The 14,877-nt window shown below is 63.5% G+C and carries 17 protein-coding genes; 4 read left to right on the top strand and 13 right to left on the bottom strand.

What is annotated here, in order from left to right:
* Positions 1 to 4 precede the first annotated feature (4 nt).
* Positions 5 to 382 (top strand): hypothetical protein, encoded by a 378-nt coding sequence (locus AD663_RS01690; RefSeq protein ID WP_003177431.1) that lies wholly within the window; start codon positions 5 to 7, stop codon positions 380 to 382.
* Positions 383 to 393: 11 nt separating this feature from the next.
* The gene (locus AD663_RS01685) at positions 394 to 843 is read left to right on the top strand and encodes a type III secretion system chaperone (RefSeq protein WP_053213157.1); all 450 of its coding nucleotides are present in this window, start codon (positions 394 to 396) and stop codon (positions 841 to 843) included.
* A gap of 70 nt (positions 844 to 913) precedes the next feature.
* Here AD663_RS01685 and AD663_RS29020 read toward each other — a convergent pair whose 3' ends face one another.
* The 12 genes from AD663_RS29020 to AD663_RS01625 all read right to left on the bottom strand — a co-directional run bounded on the left by AD663_RS29020 (position 914) and on the right by AD663_RS01625 (position 12,046).
* The gene (locus tag AD663_RS29020) at positions 914 to 1,432 is read right to left on the bottom strand and encodes a hypothetical protein (RefSeq protein ID WP_003177429.1); all 519 of its coding nucleotides are present in this window, start codon (positions 1,430 to 1,432) and stop codon (positions 914 to 916) included.
* A gap of 116 nt (positions 1,433 to 1,548) precedes the next feature.
* Positions 1,549 to 2,649, bottom strand: coding sequence for a type III secretion system export apparatus subunit SctU (sctU, locus tag AD663_RS01675; RefSeq protein WP_053213156.1), 1,101 nt, complete (start codon positions 2,647 to 2,649; stop codon positions 1,549 to 1,551).
* Positions 2,650 to 2,664: 15 nt separating this feature from the next.
* Entirely contained in the window at positions 2,665 to 3,462 is a 798-nt protein-coding gene (gene sctT, locus AD663_RS01670) for a type III secretion system export apparatus subunit SctT (RefSeq protein WP_053213155.1), read from the bottom strand.
* The gene (gene sctS, locus AD663_RS01665; RefSeq protein WP_003177426.1) at positions 3,462 to 3,716 is read right to left on the bottom strand and encodes a type III secretion system export apparatus subunit SctS; all 255 of its coding nucleotides are present in this window, start codon (positions 3,714 to 3,716) and stop codon (positions 3,462 to 3,464) included. The genes sctT and sctS overlap by 1 nt, the downstream gene beginning before the upstream one ends.
* Before the next feature lie 9 nt (positions 3,717 to 3,725).
* Complete coding sequence (gene sctR, locus AD663_RS01660) at positions 3,726 to 4,379, bottom strand: type III secretion system export apparatus subunit SctR (protein ID WP_003177425.1); 654 nt, start codon at positions 4,377 to 4,379, stop codon at positions 3,726 to 3,728.
* The gene (sctQ, locus tag AD663_RS01655; RefSeq protein ID WP_053213154.1) at positions 4,376 to 5,476 is read right to left on the bottom strand and encodes a type III secretion system cytoplasmic ring protein SctQ; all 1,101 of its coding nucleotides are present in this window, start codon (positions 5,474 to 5,476) and stop codon (positions 4,376 to 4,378) included. Before sctQ ends, sctR begins: the two co-directional genes overlap by 4 nt.
* On the bottom strand, positions 5,473 to 6,042 hold the full coding sequence (locus tag AD663_RS01650; protein WP_053213153.1) for a hypothetical protein: 570 nt from the start codon (positions 6,040 to 6,042) through the stop codon (positions 5,473 to 5,475). The genes sctQ and AD663_RS01650 overlap by 4 nt, the downstream gene beginning before the upstream one ends.
* The gene (locus tag AD663_RS01645) at positions 6,035 to 6,454 is read right to left on the bottom strand and encodes a hypothetical protein (protein WP_003177422.1); all 420 of its coding nucleotides are present in this window, start codon (positions 6,452 to 6,454) and stop codon (positions 6,035 to 6,037) included. Before AD663_RS01645 ends, AD663_RS01650 begins: the two co-directional genes overlap by 8 nt.
* Positions 6,441 to 7,799, bottom strand: a complete 1,359-nt coding sequence (locus AD663_RS01640) for a FliI/YscN family ATPase (RefSeq protein ID WP_003177421.1) — start codon at positions 7,797 to 7,799, stop codon at positions 6,441 to 6,443. Before AD663_RS01640 ends, AD663_RS01645 begins: the two co-directional genes overlap by 14 nt.
* Positions 7,799 to 8,680 carry an FHA domain-containing protein gene (locus AD663_RS01635; protein ID WP_053213152.1) on the bottom strand — a complete coding sequence of 294 codons (882 nt, stop codon included), beginning with the start codon at positions 8,678 to 8,680 and terminating at the stop codon, positions 7,799 to 7,801. Before AD663_RS01635 ends, AD663_RS01640 begins: the two co-directional genes overlap by 1 nt.
* A gap of 154 nt (positions 8,681 to 8,834) precedes the next feature.
* On the bottom strand, positions 8,835 to 10,922 hold the full coding sequence (gene sctV, locus AD663_RS01630; RefSeq protein ID WP_053213151.1) for a type III secretion system export apparatus subunit SctV: 2,088 nt from the start codon (positions 10,920 to 10,922) through the stop codon (positions 8,835 to 8,837).
* Complete coding sequence (locus AD663_RS01625; RefSeq protein ID WP_053213150.1) at positions 10,919 to 12,046, bottom strand: TyeA family type III secretion system gatekeeper subunit; 1,128 nt, start codon at positions 12,044 to 12,046, stop codon at positions 10,919 to 10,921. The genes sctV and AD663_RS01625 overlap by 4 nt, the downstream gene beginning before the upstream one ends.
* 318 nt (positions 12,047 to 12,364) lie before the next feature.
* Between AD663_RS01625 and AD663_RS01620 the strand changes: the two genes are divergently transcribed.
* Both AD663_RS01620 and AD663_RS01615 read left to right on the top strand, forming a co-directional pair.
* Positions 12,365 to 12,916 (top strand): RNA polymerase sigma factor, encoded by a 552-nt coding sequence (locus AD663_RS01620; protein ID WP_053213149.1) that lies wholly within the window; start codon positions 12,365 to 12,367, stop codon positions 12,914 to 12,916.
* Positions 12,913 to 13,509, top strand: a complete 597-nt coding sequence (locus AD663_RS01615; protein ID WP_053213148.1) for a GNAT family N-acetyltransferase — start codon at positions 12,913 to 12,915, stop codon at positions 13,507 to 13,509. The genes AD663_RS01620 and AD663_RS01615 overlap by 4 nt, the downstream gene beginning before the upstream one ends.
* 112 nt (positions 13,510 to 13,621) lie before the next feature.
* Here AD663_RS01615 and AD663_RS01610 read toward each other — a convergent pair whose 3' ends face one another.
* On the bottom strand, positions 13,622 to 14,836 hold the full coding sequence (locus tag AD663_RS01610; RefSeq protein ID WP_053213147.1) for a cytochrome P450: 1,215 nt from the start codon (positions 14,834 to 14,836) through the stop codon (positions 13,622 to 13,624).
* Between the last annotated feature and the right edge of the window lie 41 nt (positions 14,837 to 14,877).

The following is a 14,877-nucleotide window of genomic DNA, read 5'->3' as shown; positions in this document are numbered from 1 at the left end:
CGCCATGTCTTTTTCGGTACACAGCGTAAGCACTCGCCAGGCTTTTCAGAAAAACATCATGGCCGGCATCGCGACGTATTGGGAAATTGCTCCCGGCATTGAATTCAGCCTGCGACGCGAGCCGCACAGCGTGGGGCTCGCCTTGCAGATACAAAGCCAGGCGCTGCATGCGAACCAGATCCAACGGGCACTGGAACGGCGCTTCGCCAACCCGACGGAGTACGCCCAATTGTTCGTATTTCTCGATCCACAGCGAGCGCTGGTGGTTTGGCATGCTCTGCCGGACTCGTCGATATCCACTGAACTGCTCGATCAAATCCAGTCCCGGCAGTTGTCGCTGCTGGGCCTGGAAGACCTCGACGACTACTCAGCCACTTATTGAGGGAGGTGTCCATGACCGTCGCACCGCTAGCCCAGCGTTTGATCTCGGCCCTCGCGGAACATCTGCATGCGGACTTGCAACTGGAAGGTGGCGTATGCGCGCTGTATGACACAAACAACCGCGAAGCCGTGGTCATCGAACTACCCGACCTCGGCGACGCCGTTATTCTTCATTGCTCGATCGATGTGCCGGCCCACGCGCCCGGCCTGCACAAGCGCTTGCTGGAGCTCAATTTCCGCTTGGACCTGCTCGGCGGCAGCTGGCTGGCGCTGGACGATAAGGGCAGCGTTCGCCTTTGTGCCCATTGCCCGTTGTCGATGCTCGATGAGGCGCGGTTCTGCCATTGGATCGTGGGCTTCATTGACCAGGTCGCCGAGGTTCGTACACGCCTGATGGCGCCCGCGACGCCCAGTGGTCCACGCCCGGCTTCGCTCAACACAAACCGCACGCGGCTGGGTTAAGCGGCCACGGCATGAATGCCTTCCGACCCCGCTGGGCAACGCCCACGGGACCGAAAGGCATCGCCGGACGTTAACGAAGCTTCATGGCTTCTCCGCCCTCCTGCATGACTTTCCTCGCGCTGTCCATAAAGCCCTTGGTGACTTCTGTCACCGTATCGCTCATCAATTTGGCCATGTCGGCGGAGCTTTTAACCAGCACCATGGCGCTCTGGCGCTCCTCCATCCGCATCTGCATATCGAACTGCCTTTCCATCAACTGCTTTTGACGGGTTTCCATCTCGCTCATGAAGGAGTCCGGAGTGCGAGATGCCGAAGTGGGGCTGGAGGTTGACGCGTCATCCAGCGGTTGAGTGTCATTCGGCGCCGCCGCGTGGCTGGCATCCCGCGTCCGGGTGCGACCGCGTTGATGCACCGCCGGAGGCGTCGATGACGAACGTCCGCGGCCGTGCAGGCTTTGGGTGCCTTGGCGCTGCTGCGCCTCGCGGGGTCGTTGGCTCAGCGAGGGTGAGCGCGATGGCGATAAGCTGTCGATGCCGTGCAGGGCACCTGCGCGCCCCACGGGGCTCGTCAGGGAATTGGGTTCAGGCATGGGAATCCTCCACGAGTCGATGTCTGTGTGATGGGCACTGTCGGCAGGCCGGTATCGTCCGGACGAGCCTGGCTCACTACCTGAGTGGCAACCGCATGTGCATCGGTTCCATCGCCTCAGCGCAGATTCAATTCCGGAATCTCGATCACCTCCCCCTTGGCCTCATCGTCCAGCTCGCGCAGCACCCGATAAATGTGCGCAACCGCCTGCAGCGTTTCCCTGGGGATATACCCACCGACGTCCTCGCGATAGATCGTGCGCGCCAGCCAGATGCATTGAATCACCGGAACCCGCGCCGCCTTGGCCCGCTCGATCAGCGCACGGGCCTCGGCATCGACACCTTTGACGATGAGCTGTGGCAGCGCGGTCTCTTCCGGCCGATACAACAACGCAACGGCAAAGTGGGTGGGGTTGACCACCAGCATGTCGGCATCTTCCACCGGCTTGGTCTCTTTGCTGGCGGGCTGCTCGACCCATTGCCGAGCCAGGCTGCGGCGATGCATCTTGACGTGAGGATCGCCTTCCATTTCCTTGAATTCCTTGCGCACCTCCTCCTCGCTCATGCGCAGGCGCTTGGCAAAGAAGTACTTCTGCAGGCCGAAGTCGAGAATCGCCAGCACCAGCAACACACCCAGGCAAACGTGCATGATGTGCCGGAACAGGCTGGCCAGGCCGCGCCAATAGGTGTGGAGGTCGCTGTTGACCAAACCGATCAGCGACCCGAGCGACGGCAGGGTCACCAGATAAAGCACCATGGCGATAAACGCCGCCTTTACCAGGCCCATCAGCAAATGGATCAACGCCTGGCCGGAGACCATTTGCTTGGCCTGGTTCAGCGGATTCAGACGGTTGGGGTCGGGTTGAAGGGCCTCCGGGGCGAACAGGAAGCCGAACTGCATCCAACCGGCCACCAGGCGCGTGACGATCGCCAGCCCTACGGTCATCAAGGTGAAACTGAGCAACACCCCACCGGCATGAGCCAGGGTCTCCTCGAACGCACGCACGAACACGACATCCAACCGGCGCAGCGGGAACGCCACCATGTCTTGCAGCGTCTGCATGCTGTCTTCGACCTGCGTCAACGCCACCTCGGTGATGACTGCCAGCACCAGCAGGCTGCTCAGGTCCTGGCTCTGGCCGACCTGGCCTTTGTTGCGCGCGTCGCGAATTTTCTTCGGCGTCGCGCGCTTGGTCTTTTCACCGCTGTCGTCGCTCATGGACGGAGCCCTCCATCAGGGTGCCTGCAACAGCAGGTGAAGCAGGTGCCGGATTTCCACGTAGCGACCGAGACGGCCGGTCATCGCATCCCACAGCGTGGGCAGGTAGAACAACAGGAAGCCCAAGCCGATCAGGCTCTTGGCCGGCATGGCAAGGACAAACACCTGCAATTGCGGGCTGTACAGGCTAAGCAGCGCCAGGCTGAATTCCACCAACAACAGCAAGCCAATGAACGGCGCCGCATACAGCATCATGTGCATGAACATCTCGGCGATTATCCCCAGGAACACACCGAAGCCATCCGCTCCGGGCAACGGGAACCAGGCGGTGGGCGCCCACACTAGGTAGCTGTCCCAGATCACCTGCGTCAGCGTGCCAATGCCCAGCGTGGCGACCAGCAGCAGGATGGTCATTTCCTTGAACAGATGGCCCAGGGGCGTGGTGTCAGCGCCCAGCGCCGGGTTCAATTGGCCACCGATGAGGGCGCCGCGCTGGTTGTCCAGCAACGCACCTACCGATTCATACAGCCAGAACGGCACGGCCAGCAGCACCCCGAGCAAGAAACCCAACACCAGCTCCTTGAACATCAGCCCACCGAGTGACAGCCAGTTGACCTTTGCGTCGATCAAGGCCTGGCGGATGCCGGGCGCTGGCAACATGCTCAAGGCAAATACCACGGCATGACGCGGCAAGCCTCGCAGATGCTGGAAGCAGAACACCGGCACCAGGTAGGCGACCGGGTAAATGCGCGCCATACCGAGCGCTATCGACAGCAGCAAGTCGACATAGGGGATGAACGCCTGGGCCGTCATCAGGTGTTGGCCATCATTTCGAACGCCCGGCGCAACAACCCCAACAACTCCCCGCCGATCCAGCGTCCCGTTACCAGCAGGGTCAGCCCGACCGCCACCAGCTTGATACCGAAGGGCAAGGTCTGGTCCTGGATCTGCATCAGTGCCTGGACCAGCGAGGTCAGCACGCCGACGATCACCGCCACGATCAACGGCGGCGCAGAGAGCAGGACCACCAGCAACATGCCTTCCTTGAATAACGTCAGCGCATCCATCGCAGGTCCTCAAAGATAGGAATAGAAGAGGCTGTCGAGCAACTGCGTCCAGCCCTGCACAAGGACAAAGATCAGCAACTTGAGCGGCAACGAAATGGTCATGGGCGCGACCATCTGCATACCGAGCGCCAGCAGCAGGTTGGACACGATCAGGTCTATGACGATGAACGGGATGTAGATCAGGAATCCCATCTGGAAACCGGCTTCGAGCTCCGACAGCATGAACGCCGGGATGAGCAGCATCAGGTCGTCACGGCTGGCCTGCTCGGCGCGCTCCTTGGGCCACATGCGCTGGGTGTTCTCCAGCAGGTGCGCAAGGATGTCCGGGTTGGTATTGCGCGACATGAAGGCCTGCAGCGGCTTGACTGCGTTCAAGGCCGTCTCCTGCAAGGCCTCGCTGTTACTGAAATCCAGTGGCCGTTCCTTGAGCGCTTCGGCGATGTTGTGGCCGACCGGTGCCATGATGAACAGCGTCGCGGCCAGCGCAATCGCATACAGCGCCATATTCGGCGGCACCTGCTGCACGCCGATGGCGTTGCGGGTGATCGTCAATACGATGGCGATCTTGAGAAAGGCACTGCAAATGATCAGCAGCAGCGGCACCAGCGAGATCCCACCGATGAACAGCGCCAGCAGGAAGGGGTCGACCCCCTGGAAACTCATCCAGCCACATCCACGCGGGCGACTTGCAGGCCCAGCCGGCCATCGACCTCCACCAACTCGCCATGGGCCAGGGCACGTTCGCCATAGAACAGCGCCCCGCCTCCTGGAGCCATGCCTTGCACTTGCAGCACGGCACCGGGCGCCAGGTTGCGCAGTTCGGCCAAGGTCAGGCTCAAGTGACCGCAGCGTATCGTGAGTGCCAGCGGCAGGTCATCGAAGCGCTCGTTGGCATCGACGGCGATCGGTTCGGCCATCGCCTCGGCCGGGGTATCGGCAGCTAGCGATACCGGATGCGCTGCCGCCTCGTCGGCTTGGGCATCGGGTTCGTATCGGGCGGTATCGTCCCAGTCGGGCGTCAGGATATCGGTATCGGTGGTGGTGCTCATAACGGTCTCCTCCAGAGCGAATACGGTCAGGCGCAACGGCGCGGTACGGCTTTGCACGCACACCTGCAAACAATGCCGGCCCAAGTGGATCAGTCCCTGGCCGGACGAATCGAACAACGCTGTTTCCGGCACCAATACGTCACCGGGGCGCAGCGCCGCCAACTGCCCGGCGGGCAGTGCCAACTGGCCCACCAGTAACGGCACGCGTAGCTCAAGGCCCTCGATCCAAGGTGTTGCACGGCGTTGCCAGGGAGCGCCACGGAGCAGCGCCAGCAGGATCGATCCGGCAATTTCCAGATGACTGACGACGCACGCCGTCCCCAGCCTCACTTCGAGCCGACAGCCGATGCCAGGGGCGCTGGGCGTGGCCACCGGTTTGAGATAACCGAATGCCTGACGCAGGGTCTCGCTCAGGGTTTGATGAAACAGCGCCCAGAACCACGCGTCATCCGGCCCGGGGTCGGCAGGCAGCACCACCGGGCACTCACCGAACAGACTCAACACCGCGCCGGGCTCGCTCAGGGTGAAAACGCCATGGGCGCATTCCAGCACACAGGGCGCTGCGCCCTCGGGGCCGCTGCCCAGGGTCAGCTCCAGCAGCCCGGTCTCGCCGGCAACCTCGAAGGGCAAGCTGACGCCTACCCCTAAAAGCTGCCGGGCGCTGGCGTCCTCGGTGCGGATACGCGGTAGCGGTAACGCGCGGACGGTCATGTCAGGCTTTCCTCTTTTTCGCGCTCCACGCGCACGATCACTCGCTGGCCCAAGCCCTGGGTCAAGGCGTCTTCGAGGCGGCCGGAGCGACTCGACAGTCGCGCCTGTGCCTCATCGCTTTCGCCACTCAGGCCGATGTCCCAACCCGACGCCCCGCCCAAGCGCCGTGCGGCCACCCGGATGCGGCCCAGATTCGGCAGATGCAGCAGCAGGTCCAGTTGCTGGTCGAGCGTGGCCTGCAAGCGTGGCGTGAGCTGGTCGACGAAGGCCTCCACGTCGCCACCCTCCAGGCTCAACCGCCCAGACAGAGAACCGGTACCTGCGGTGTCATCTTGCGAGTCGCCCTGTGGCGCATCGACCCACTGGCGAAACCAGTAGCTGTCGCTGCGCCCCACCGTGCCATCAGGATCGCGCCCAGCACCCGGCGCAGGCTCGCGCGCCGCTGGCCGCGTCGCCCGACTGACCTGGACGGGCGGCGGCTCACAGGCCCGAAACGGATGCCGGACGGGGGACGTCGAAGGTTCGTGACGGGGCGTCGGTCCATTGCCCACGGTGCGTTCATTCATCACAGGGAATCTCCACGAGGCTCTCCATCAATGCCTTGAGCTTTTCCAGGTCACGCCGGCGTCGTTGCAACTGCTGTTGGGCGGCTTCGGTGTTGCGGGCCTGTTGCGCCTGTTGCTCATCCAACACCTGCACGGCACGCGCCTGCTCGGCCAACTCGCCGATCAAGCGACGCTCCTGCGTGCCCCAGGCTTTCAATTGGCTCGCACTTACCGCCCGCCCCCGATGTTCGTCGTACAACGCCTCGCGCTGCGCCGCCTGCCGTTCAGCGGCGGCCTGCCATTGCGCCCGCGCGGCAACCAGCGCCGCTTCCCGCTCGCGCAAAAGGTCGCGCTGCTGGTGCCATACCCGTTCAGCTTGCGCTTCGCGGTGGCGGCGCACGGGCGCCAGGGCGTTCAGGTCAGCCCGGGACATAGGCGGTCAACTGCTGGAGATGATCGAGCGTGGACGCAAACAGCGCAGGCTCGCGCAGGTCCTGGCGCAGGAACGCATCCAGGGCACCACGCGACTCCACGGCAAGGTCGGTCAGCGGGTCGGCGCCGGCTTGGTATTCGCCCAGGCGCAGCATCAATTCGATTTGCTCATAGGCCGATAGCAGCCGACGCAGATTGATGCCCGCCCGCAGGTGCTCCGCCTCGGCTACGTTGGCCAGGGTTCGCGACAGGCTCGCCAGCACGTCGATCGCCGGGTAATGGCCGCGCTCGGCGAGCTTTCGTGACAGCACGATGTGACCGTCAAGCAAAGAACGCACTTCGTCCGCCACCGGATCGTTCATCGAGTCCTGCTCGATTAGCACCGTATACAGGGCGGTGATGGCGCCTTCGTTGGTCAGCCCGGCCCGCTCGACCAGGCGCGGCAGCAGGCTGTAGACCGACGGAGGCAGGCCACCGCGCCCTAACGGTTCGCCTGCGGCCAGGCCGATTTCCCGTTGGGCGCGGGCGAACCGGGTCAGCGAATCGATGAGCAGCAGCACGCGTTGGCCGCGGGCGCGAAAGCCCTCGGCCAATGCCGTGGCGGTAAACGCCGCGCGGGCGCGTTCCATGCTGGAACGGTCGGAGGTGGCACACACCAGGACGGCACGGGCACGGAGCTCATCGTCGAGTTCGTGGTCGAGGAACTCGCGCAGTTCACGACCACGCTCGCCGATCAGGCCGAACACGATGACATCGCAGTCAACGTTGCGGGCGATCTCCGCCAGCAGCGTGGTCTTGCCGCAACCGGCACCGGCGAACAAGCCCACACGCTGGCCTTCGCCGAGCGTCAGCGGGCCGTCGATGGCCCGCACACCGGTCATCAAGGGCCGCTGGATGCGCGGCCTTGCGGTGGGCGCCGGGGCCTCGCCAATCACCACCGACGCGTGCAACACATGCGCATCGGCGAACGCTCCCGCACCGCCGTCTACGAGCGGCCGACCGAACCCATCCAACACTTGGCCGAGCAATTGCGGCCCCACGCATACCCGATGCGGCATGCCCAGCGGTTCCACCGCCGCCCCGACCCGCACGCCTTCCAGGCCACCGAGGGCGCTGAGCAGAGCGTCGTGCTGATCGAAGCCGACGATCTCAGCCAGCAGCGATTCCCGTGCATCGCGCTCGACCCGGCACAGGTCGCCGATCTGTGCCCCAGGCAGGCGGCATTGCAACAATATGCCGCTGACCCGCTGCACCCGCCCGCGCACCACGACCGGCGCGAACCGACGCAAATGGACGCGCTGCCTGGTTTCCCAGTCCTCAAGGCGGGCGATGGCCGCCTGCGTCATCACCAGGTGACCTCGTAGCGTTGATCACCCTCGAAAACGACCTTGCCGCTGTCGATCGAGGTCAAGCGCAGGCCATCGATCTGGTCGCCCAGAAACAGCCGGCGCCCATCCGACGTGACGACATGGCCGCGCTTGCCGCCCACGATCTGGGCAATCTGAAAGGGCAGTTGCGTCAGGTGTTCCTTCACATTGGCCGTCAGGGTGACCGGCGTGTCATAGCGGTCATTGAAGCGCTCGATCAATCGCTCGACCACCGCCAGGCGTTGACGTGGCAGTTCACCCACCAGCACGAGCCGATCGTTATCCACCTCGACCCGCACGCCCGCGTCCAGATCACGCTCTTGCAGCATGCGGTCAAGCTCCAGGCGCACCGCCTCGACATTGTCCAATGTCACCTTGACGCGCTTGAGGGGCTGGGCCGGGCTGCGGTCCACGGTCTGCGTCGGTTGACTGGTGAATGCCCAGGCGCTGGAGGCAACGGTGATCACCGTCGCGGCGATCGCCAGGCGCTTGGGCCATGACGGCCGCGCGGCGGGCTTGGGGGTTTCCTGGCTCGCACCGATCGGGGCAGCGTCATCGAGCACCGCCTCGGACGGCCAAGGCTGATCGGCCAGGGCCAGGCACAACCAGACACCCGCCACCGAAAACGGCGTGTTGGCCTGTAGCACCTGAGGCTCGCCCTCGGTATCGCCCACCGTGCCGTCCAACCGATCCAACAGCCACTCGCCCTGTCTCTGGCTCAGGCGTACGTGACGAGCGCAGATACCCGGATCGTAAAGCGCCAGGTCGGCATCCTCCGCCGCCCCGATAACCCACTGCTCGCCCACCAGCGGCAATGCCGCGCCTTGATGCAGACCACTCAATACCCGCAGTTCGAACATGGCCAAGTCCTCAAAGGGGCGACCGATGTTCGCCCTCAATCCGGTTGTACGGCGGGGCTCTCGCGCCCCCCTTCTCCTGTCACAGCCAGGCCGTCGAACGCACCTGGATTTGCATCATTGCGCGACGACGGTCCCGACGCGCCAAGCCCGTCCGTTACGCGGCTTCCTCCACTCGCAAGTGTTCCTGTTCGAGATCGAAACGACCCAGCACGTTGACCTGGGCGTTGCTGTGCAACTCGCTGAAGGCCAGCACCGGGACGTGATTGAATTCGTCACGCAGCAAATCACGCAGCGGTGCGCGCAGGTCCTGGGCCACCAGCAGCACGGCCACGCGCCTGGCACGCAACGGAAAGCCTTCGCGCAACTGCATCACCAAGGCACGGGTATGCAGGCTTTCCAAGGCAAAAAAGGTTTCTGTCTGGGTCTGGCGCAGCGCGTCGCGCAAGAGCCCCTCGGTTTCCGGCGTCAGCAGCCACACGTGCAGGCCCGCTTCGTCGCGGTACTGGTGATAGATTTGCGACTTCAGGGCGATGCGCGCGTAGTCGGTCAACGCACCGACGTCACGCTCATGCTGCCCATGTTCGATCAAGGACTCGGCGATCAGGCGCACCGCGCGCAGCGGAACACCCTCCCCGGCCAGGCGCTGCAACACGGCGGCAAAACGGGCCAACGGCATGGTTCGCTGCAGTTCCTGCACCAGCTCCGGCTGGCCGGCTTCGAGCCAACTGAGAATCGACTTGCTTTCCTGAAGCCCGAGGAATTGCGGCCCCGTGGCAAACATGGCACGACTCATCCGCTCCACCAGCAACTCGGCTGCCGACACTGCCTCCACGCGTTCGTCCGCCAGCAGCGGGTCATCTGGCGCCAGCCACAACCACTGGTGCTCGTCACGGACCTCGCTGCCTACTCGCGCATCGCTAGGCTCGAACGGCAGCGGCCCACGTGCCACGGCGACACGCTCTCCAAAGGTAGCCCGCAACATCGGCACTTCATGCACGCAGAACCGAAACTCGTCATCCTCCAGCGTGGCGCTGTACTCGATCTCGAAGGGTGGCAAGGTCAGGCCGAAGCCGGCCACCAATCCATTGCGCTTCTTGCGGATGGCCTGGATGACCTCTTCGGTCGCAGCGTTGCCTTCCATCGCTTTGGAAAACTGCAGCAGATAGGCACGGGTTGGGTCGAAGCTGCGCAGGTCTTCAGCGCCGTTGTGTTCGGGAGCCACGACATCCGTCGGCTGGTCGCCCCGGCGAGCTTCACGCGCGCGTGAATACAATTGGACGATGCCTGTGGTACCGGTGATCAGGGCGATCACGATGAACACCAGCGTGGGCATGCCGGGCAAGGCGGCAAAGCCGAGCATCCCCACCGAAGCGATCACCCAGGCCTTGGGTTCGGCGGTCAATTGCTTGGCGATTTCCTTGCCAACGCTGCTACCCGCCGGCTGCCCTTCCGGCGATACCCGGGTAATGATCATGCCGGCGGTCAGGGAAATCAGCAGTGCCGGAATTTGCGCGATCAAACCATCGCCGATGGTCAGCACGGCATACAAGTGCATCGATTCGGAGGCGCCGAGGTCGTGTTGCAGCATCCCCACCGAGAAACCACCGATGAGGTTGATCACCACGATCACCAGGCCGGCGATGGCGTCGCCCTTGACGAACTTCATCGCCCCGTCCATCGCACCGAACAGTTGGCTTTCCTTGTTCAGCTCTTCGCGACGCCGGCGGGCTTCGCTGACATCGATCAGGTTTGCACGCAGGTCGCTGTCGATGGACATCTGTTTGCCCGGCAAGGCGTCCAGGGTAAAACGCGCCGCCACTTCGGCGACCCGCTCGGAGCCCTTGGTAATCACCAGGAAGTTGACCACCGTCAGAATAAGAAAGATGACCAACCCGACCGCCAGGTTGCCTCCCACCACAAAATTGCCGAACGCCTGAACGATATGGCCGGCGTCGCCCTGGAGCAGGATCAATCGTGTGGTTGCCACCGACAGCGCCAGCCGGAACAGCGTGGTCAGCAGCAGCACCGCCGGAAACGAGGAAAACGCCAGCGGCCGGGGCAGGTACAGCGAGAGCACGATCAGCAGGCAGGAGATGCAGATGTTGATTGCGATCAGCGCATCGACCACCGAGGTCGGCAAAGGCAGGATCAACATGAATACAATGCCGAGCACCACGAACGCCCCGACCACTTCGACGCGACGCACTGCTTCACCGGCCACTTTGTTCAACAGGGCGATCATGGGCGGCCCCCGATGACCGGGCGGGCGGTCTGTGTGCGGGGTTCGCCCCGGGAACGCTCATCGAGCAATACCAGCAGGTTCTTCAGCGCGGTCTGACGGCTCTTGCCATCGCGCCACAGGGCCACGGGCATGCGCTTGAGCATCGGGTACAACCCGTTCAGGCAAACCAATTGATCCCGCTCCAGTTCGCCACCCAATTCCCGACCGATGCGGCGTACTTCCGCCGAAGACAGGCCACTGCTGACGAATCCCAGCATGCGCTGGAGCAACAGCACGGCCGTGAGCTGGCTGGCCGGACAGCTGTAGGCCAACTGTTCCAGCAACTGGCGGCAACTTTGCAGCACGCTGCTGAGCTGGGTCGAGGCAGCCAGGCCAATCAGCAGCGTGCGCAGCAGGGCGGTTGGCCGCGAAGGTGTCTGCGCGGCGATGTCGTCAGCCAGCGCCCGACGCATCATGTCCAGCCCCGAAACGAATGCCGCTTCGCCGAACAGTCCCAGCAACGCCTGCATCATGGTGGGCAACGACTGCTTGAGCACCACCGTGTCGTAATAGAGTCGCCTGACCGCCTGGCGCAGCTCGGGGTCACCGCCCGAAGCACGCAGCGCTTCGGCGATGTTCATGCCCGCCTGGATCTGTGCGCCATAGCGTTCGCGCAACAGCTGCAGGTAATCGCGCGCACGCCTGGCTTCGACGAGGCGGCCTTGCGCCTCGGCATCACGCAACGCTTGCTGCAGGATCAGGTCGGTACGGGCCGGATCACCACCGGTGGCCTGCACCACCTCTTCGAGCACCGGCTCGCCATTCAACAGCATGCCGGCCTGGGCAGCCATCGCCCCGAGGCTCTGCTTGCCAGGATGACCGAGCTGGTCGTACCACTCTTCCAACTGCTCACGCGTCTCGACCCGCGCCTGCCCCACCTCGCTGCGGGCGTTGCGAATACGCCGCTGGCTCAGCGCCTTGGTGTTGCGCTCCACATGATGGCTGAAGGTCATGCCGACCTCCTCCATCGAGTTGGACTGCACGGCCTGCAACGTTTCGCCAGGCCTGCCCAGGCCCGCCACCGCCGAAGCGGCCTGGGCAAGATTGACGGCAATGCGCGTATTGATCGGTGCTTCTACTTTCATGATGGCCGCGAGCGTGGTTTGGGACGCTCAGTGGGTGGCGGCGAGTGCGCAATGAGTTCCATCCCTGAACAGCCTTTTGCGCAGGCCTCCAGCGGCGACGACACACAGACCCTTGAGCCGATCCTCGTCCGTGCAAATTAGTGCAGCGGATCTTGTAGCCGCTGCGCAGCCCTTTGCACCGAACGCGTGTTTAAAGACAGATAAAACCCTTGTTTATCAGATAGATAAAAATAAACAGAGGTATGGCACAGCTCCTGCTGAAGGGGTCAGGTCGACCTTGCTGTCGACGCTATGGAATCCATTCAGAGGGATACATCAATGAGCAGTCTGAACCTCATGACACCCCCAGGGACCGTCCGATCCGGCGTCCGCGCAACCAGCTTCGTCTTCGGCGAAGAACGCAAGCTGCGTCTGTTTGTGCAAAAACGTGTACTCAACCAGGACGACGCCGACGACATCGTCCAACTCACCTATCTGGAAGCCTGGCGCAACCAGGAGAAATTCAAGGGCTTGGCAAAGCCGGACACCTGGCTGTGTGGCATCGCCCTCAACCTCATCCGCAATCATTTTCGGCGCTTCTACGCACAACCGCCGCTGAGTACCTTCGATGAAAGCGAGTTCATCGAATCCAGCGACGGCACCGATCTGAGCCAGCAGTGCGAACACCGTCGACTGTTGGACCGCACGCTGTTGGCCATGGATGCGCTGCCCAAGGACATGCGCGATACGCTGTGGACCGCCGTGGACACCGAGAGCAGTTATCGCGACGCCGCCGAGCGACTGGGCGTGCCCATCGGCACCGTGCGCTCCAGGTTGTTTCGCGCCCGCGAACAACTCAAGCGAAGCGTCTACGGGGAGGTACAGCCATGACCGGCAATCGTTTGAACAACCGGCCCGACCTGCCGCGCGGTGTGCGCCGTTTCACCCCTGATGACTTGCCGGTGATGACGGATATCTTCAACGAAAGCGCTCTGGGAGGGACCAGTTCTCCGGTACTCAGAGCGTTTTCCCTGAAGGAAATGACCTTCTTCGTCGACTGTTTCGTCAAGGAAGGGGATCCGATCTACGTACTCGAACGGGGGGGCGAAGTCATCGCCTGGTTGATCGTCAACCGCTTCAGCTGGGGCGCCCAGGCCTGCCGATTGACCGGCGAAGTGTCGATCTACGTACGCAACGACCACATCGGAAGCGGCGTTGGCATTCGCCTCGGCCAGGCCGCCGTCACCTTGGCCAAGCGTTATGGTTTCGAGACGCTGGTGGCCTGGATCATCGAGCATAACGAGGCGAGCAAACGCGGCGTGCAAGGCCTGGGCGCAACGCTGTGGGGCCGCTTTCCCGGCATCGCGCGGTTCGGCGCCACCCGTGCGGACGTGGTGCTCTATGGCTTGCAACTGACGCCAAGCGACACCGCGCCGGCCAAGCCCCTCGTGCAAAGGCAAGACGCGCAGGCCAGCCTGGCGTGAACCTGCGGCTCGCCCGGCGGTTGGCCGGGCGGGCCGTGTTTTTCAGCTTTCGCGCCCATCCCGTTTCTTGAGGTGGGCGCCTCCTGGCGTCTCATCGCGCGTTGCGATTGCGTCAGTCCACTGACCAGCACACCGGCAGCGCTTGCGGGCCCCTGAAATTGGGAACGTAGCGCCAGCGTATGGCGCCGGGGTCAACGGCCAATTGCAAGCCGGGACATCGCCGCAGCAGTGTGCTCAAGGCAATCTCCAACTCTTGCCTGGCCAGCGAGGCACCCAGGCAGTAGTGGATACCTTTGCCGAACGCCATGTGCGGACAAGCCGGGCGAGCGACGTCGAGTGTGCCAGGATTTGCACACAGCGCTTCGTCACGGTTGGCCGAGCCCACCACCGCAACCAGCAGTTGCCCGCGTTGCAAATGTTGGCCGGCCAGGACGGTGTCGCGGGTGACGAAGCGCACCATTGCCCGTTCCACCGACGAGTCATAACGCAAGAACTCCTCGACCGCGTTGGGCATCAGTGCCGGCTCGTCACGCAAGCGCGCCAGCGCCCTGGGATTTTGCAAGAGCATGTGGACGGCGTTGCCAATCATCGACGCCGAGGTCTCGTGGCCGGCGATGATGAGCAGCGCGATCATGCTGCACAGCTCGCTTCGGCTAAGCATCCGGCCCTCTTCCTCGACTTGTGCCAGCGCCGAAATCATATCGTCGGCCGGTTGCGCCCGGCGCTGATCGATCAAGGCGAGCATGTAGGCGGCGAATTCACTGTAGCAACGCTGCAATTGACTCAAGTCCTGCCCGACCTGTTGGACGATCATCTGCGACCAGCGGCGAAAATCGTCCCGGTCTTGAGCGGGGACACCGAGCAGTTCGGCGATGACAATGATCGACAGGGGAAATGCGTATTCACTGACCACGTCCATCTGCCCGTTCGGCCCCACGGGGTCCAGCAACGTCTCGGCAATCTGCAGGATGCGCGGGCGCATGGCGTTGACCGCTTTGAGGGTGAAGGCCTTGTTGACCAAACGGCGCAACCTGCGATGGTCGTCCCCGTCGCGGTTGAGCATGTGGTCGTTAAGAAATGCGATGGATTGCTCGCCGCCGAGCATCGCCGCGAACTGTGGGTCGATCCGTGACGGGTCACGGGCGAAGCGGTCGCTGTCGAGCAGCACCTCCTCGACTTCCCGGGCGCCGGTGACATACCAAATCGGCAATTGCCCCTCAGGCTGGCTGAGGAACACCGGAGAGGCCTCGCGCAGCGCCGCATAATGCCGATAAGCTTCGCCGCGAAACGCGTCGCTGTTCCAATCCAGGGTACGCTCGTAAGCCATGAACACTCTCCAAAGGCATGCATCGTTGCTCCTGAGTGGCA

Origin of the sequence: Pseudomonas sp. Q12-87 (assembly GCF_001269755.1) — a bacterium.
Lineage (GTDB): Bacteria > Pseudomonadota > Gammaproteobacteria > Pseudomonadales > Pseudomonadaceae > Aquipseudomonas > Aquipseudomonas fluorescens_S.
Note: the sequence above shows the minus strand (reverse complement) of the source record. Positions and strands in the feature narration are given on the sequence as shown.

Coding starts and splice junctions, on each gene's coding strand:
- AD663_RS01690 (WP_003177431.1), top strand. CDS start 5: ATGTCTTTTTCGGTACACAGCGTAAGCACTCGCCAGGCTTTTCAGAAA.
- AD663_RS01685 (WP_053213157.1), top strand. CDS start 394: ATGACCGTCGCACCGCTAGCCCAGCGTTTGATCTCGGCCCTCGCGGAA.
- AD663_RS29020 (WP_003177429.1), bottom strand. CDS start 1,432: ATGCCTGAACCCAATTCCCTGACGAGCCCCGTGGGGCGCGCAGGTGCC.
- sctU (WP_053213156.1), bottom strand. CDS start 2,649: ATGAGCGACGACAGCGGTGAAAAGACCAAGCGCGCGACGCCGAAGAAA.
- sctT (WP_053213155.1), bottom strand. CDS start 3,462: ATGACGGCCCAGGCGTTCATCCCCTATGTCGACTTGCTGCTGTCGATA.
- sctS (WP_003177426.1), bottom strand. CDS start 3,716: ATGGATGCGCTGACGTTATTCAAGGAAGGCATGTTGCTGGTGGTCCTG.
- sctR (WP_003177425.1), bottom strand. CDS start 4,379: ATGAGTTTCCAGGGGGTCGACCCCTTCCTGCTGGCGCTGTTCATCGGT.
- sctQ (WP_053213154.1), bottom strand. CDS start 5,476: ATGACCGTCCGCGCGTTACCGCTACCGCGTATCCGCACCGAGGACGCC.
- AD663_RS01650 (WP_053213153.1), bottom strand. CDS start 6,042: ATGAATGAACGCACCGTGGGCAATGGACCGACGCCCCGTCACGAACCT.
- AD663_RS01645 (WP_003177422.1), bottom strand. CDS start 6,454: ATGTCCCGGGCTGACCTGAACGCCCTGGCGCCCGTGCGCCGCCACCGC.
- AD663_RS01640 (WP_003177421.1), bottom strand. CDS start 7,799: ATGACGCAGGCGGCCATCGCCCGCCTTGAGGACTGGGAAACCAGGCAG.
- AD663_RS01635 (WP_053213152.1), bottom strand. CDS start 8,680: ATGTTCGAACTGCGGGTATTGAGTGGTCTGCATCAAGGCGCGGCATTG.
- sctV (WP_053213151.1), bottom strand. CDS start 10,922: ATGATCGCCCTGTTGAACAAAGTGGCCGGTGAAGCAGTGCGTCGCGTC.
- AD663_RS01625 (WP_053213150.1), bottom strand. CDS start 12,046: ATGAAAGTAGAAGCACCGATCAATACGCGCATTGCCGTCAATCTTGCC.
- AD663_RS01620 (WP_053213149.1), top strand. CDS start 12,365: ATGAGCAGTCTGAACCTCATGACACCCCCAGGGACCGTCCGATCCGGC.
- AD663_RS01615 (WP_053213148.1), top strand. CDS start 12,913: ATGACCGGCAATCGTTTGAACAACCGGCCCGACCTGCCGCGCGGTGTG.
- AD663_RS01610 (WP_053213147.1), bottom strand. CDS start 14,836: ATGGCTTACGAGCGTACCCTGGATTGGAACAGCGACGCGTTTCGCGGC.